Origin of the sequence: Aliidongia dinghuensis, assembly GCF_014643535.1 — a bacterium.
Taxonomy (GTDB): domain Bacteria; phylum Pseudomonadota; class Alphaproteobacteria; order ATCC43930; family CGMCC-115725; genus Aliidongia; species Aliidongia dinghuensis.
The window spans coordinates 1-2,849 of the sequence record NZ_BMJQ01000045.1 but is presented as its reverse complement, the minus strand read 5'-3'; the positions used below and the strand labels follow the sequence as shown (position 1 = coordinate 2,849).

Annotated in this window: 2 protein-coding genes; one reads left to right on the top strand and one right to left on the bottom strand. The window is 69.4% G+C overall.

Features of this window, described 5'->3' with window-relative positions:
• On the bottom strand, positions 1 to 1,336 hold a 1,336-nt coding region (locus IEY58_RS34075; RefSeq protein ID WP_189052648.1), incomplete at its 3' end, for a formimidoylglutamate deiminase.
• 107 nt (positions 1,337 to 1,443) lie between these two features.
• On the opposite strand from IEY58_RS34075, the gene hutI reads away from it, so the two are divergent.
• Complete coding sequence (hutI, locus tag IEY58_RS34070; RefSeq protein ID WP_189052647.1) at positions 1,444 to 2,700, top strand: imidazolonepropionase; 1,257 nt, start codon at positions 1,444 to 1,446, stop codon at positions 2,698 to 2,700.
• Positions 2,701 to 2,849 lie beyond the last annotated feature (149 nt).

Below are 2,849 nucleotides of genomic sequence, written 5' to 3'. Positions count from 1 at the left end.
GCGTGCGTCGGAACCGGCGCGCGATCGCGTCCGCGTCCCGGTGGCGGCCGTGCTCGACGACCTTCCCGCCCCGCATCCATACGCAGTCCACGAGGCCGCGTCCACCGGCGAAGATCCACGCGTCGAGCAGCGCGTCGCCGGTGCGGCCGGCGAACGCCACATGGTCGCGCGCCAGACTGACCAGGTCGGCGGAACCGCCCTCGACGATGCCTGCCGTCAGGCCGGTCGCTTGGGCGCCGCCGGCGAGCGCACCGTCGAACAGCGCCCGCCCCGTCGAGCCCCCCTCGCCCATCGCCATGACATTACGGGCGCGCAGCGCCAGCCGCTGAGAATATTCGAGCTGCCGGAGCTCGTCGGCCGCCCCGATCTGCACGTTCGAATCCGAGCCGACGCCGTAGACGCCGCCGGCGGCGACGAAGCGGACGGCGTCGAAGGTGCCGTCGCCGAGATTGGCCTCGGTGATCGGGCACAGGCCGGCGACCGCACCGCTCGCGGCCATCCGCCGCGTCTCGTCCAGCGTCATATGGGTTGCATGCACCAGACACCAGCCACCGTCGACCGGCGCGTGGTCGAGCAGCCACTCGACCGGCCGCTGCCCGCTCCAGGCCAGGCAGTCGTCGACCTCCCTGGTCTGCTCGGCGATATGAATATGGATCGGCTGCCCTTGGGCCAGCGGCAGAAGCGCGGCCAGCTCATCGGGCGTCGCCGCGCGCAGCGAATGCGGCGCGATGCCGACCGTGGCACCGGGATCGCCGCGCAGCGCCGCGCGGCAGGCCTCGACCAGCCGGCCATATTGGTCAATATCGTTGACGAAGCGCCGTTGCGCCGGCTCGGGCGCGCGGCCGCCGAAGCCGGCATGGGCGTAAAAGACCGGCAGCAGCGCGAGGCCGATCCCGGTCTGCCGGGCGGCGGCACCGATCCGCGCGCCGAGCTCCGCCAAGTTGGCGTAAGGTGTGCCGTCCCGGTCATGGTGGACATAGTGGAACTCGGCGACGCGCGTGAAGCCGGTCTCGAGCATCTCGACATAGGCTTGCGCCGCGAGCACCTCGACGTCTTCGGGCGTCATGGCGCCGACGAACCGGTACATCCGGTCGCGCCAGGTCCAGAAACTGTCGGACGCAGGCCCCCGGATTTCGGCGAGACCGGCCATACCGCGCTGGAACGCGTGGCTGTGCAGGTTCGGCAAGCCCGGCACGCCCAGCGCGTGTGTTTCGTCGTCCGGGCGGGCGGCGGCGTCACGCTCGATCCGGGCGACGCGCCCGTCGGCAATAGAGATCCTGACGTTCCGCGCCCAGCCATCGGGCAACAGCGCTTCGCTAAAGAACAAGTCGGCCAATTCACTCTCCTAGAGTGCGCGGCATGCCCGCTGGACAGGGCGCGGCGTTGTCGTTATGTATATACAAAATAACTCAACGCCCCGTGCTTTCGCAACGAGTTGCCGCGATGAATTTGGTCGATACCCTCTGGCAGCACTGCCGCCTGGCCACGCTTGCCTCGAACCGGTCGGGGCTGGGTGTCGTGGAACACGGCGTGATCGCCGCGCAGGACGGCCGCATCGTCTATGCCGGCCCGGCAACGGACGTTCCGCCCGGCTTGGACGCCCGCGAGCGGATCGACTGCGCCGGCCGCTGGGTGACACCGGGCCTCGTCGACTGCCACACCCATCTGGTCCATGGCGGCAACCGGGCTCACGAGTTCGAACAACGCCTGGCCGGCGCCAGCTACGAGGAGATCGCGCGTGCCGGTGGCGGGATCGTCTCGACCGTGACCGCCACCCGGCGGGCGGGCGAGGACGAGTTGGTGGCCCAGGCACTGCCCCGGCTCGACACGCTTCTGGCCGAGGGGGTGACCACGGTCGAGATCAAGTCCGGCTATGGCCTCGAAACCGAGGCCGAATGCCGCCAGCTGCGCGCAGCGCGGCGCCTGGCTGCTGCGCGGCCTGTAACCGTCCATACGACCTTCCTCGGCGCCCATGCGCTGCCGCCCGAGGCGGCGGGCGACCGGGAGGCCTATATCGACACGGTCTGCCGCGACATGCTCCCGGCCATGGTGCGCGAGGGCCTCGCCGATTCCGTCGACGGCTTCTGCGAGGGCATCGCCTTCTCGCCCGACCAGATCGCGCGCGTGTTCGAAACGGCGCACGCCCTGGGGCTGCCGGTCCGGCTGCATGCCGACCAATTGTCCAATCTCGGCGGTGCCGCGCTCGCCGCCCGCTTCGGCGGCCTGTCGGCCGACCATCTCGAATTCACCGACGAGGCCGGTACGGCGGCGATGGCGCGGAGCGGCACGGTCGCGGTCCTGCTGCCGGGCGCCTTCTATTTCATCCGCGAGCGGCAATTGCCGCCGATCGACCTGCTGCGCCGCCATGGCGTGCCGATGGCGGTTGCGACGGACTGCAACCCGGGAACCTCGCCGCTGACCTCACTGCTGCTCGCGATGAACATGGCCGCAACACTCTTCCGTCTTACCGTCGAGGAATGCATCGCGGCCACCACGCGCGAGGCGGCGCGGGCGCTCGGATTGTTCGACGAGACCGGCAGCCTCGAACCTGGCAAATGGTGTGATCTCGCGATCTGGGACATCGAGCGTCCAGCCGAACTGGTCTATCGCGTCGGGTTCAACCCGCTTTACGCCCGCGTTTGGCATGGCTCGTCGAGCGTCATCCGTCGCCCGTCTTTCGAAGCAACGAGGACAGCATGACCATCGCCCCCACGCCCGATTGGCTCTCCGCCATCCTCGACCATTGCCTCGCCTTCGCCCAATCGCACGGCTGAAACCACGCGCGTGATCTTCAGACCAGGAAGCCTTGCCATGACCCGTATCGACAATGCCCGGATCGTCCGTGCGCC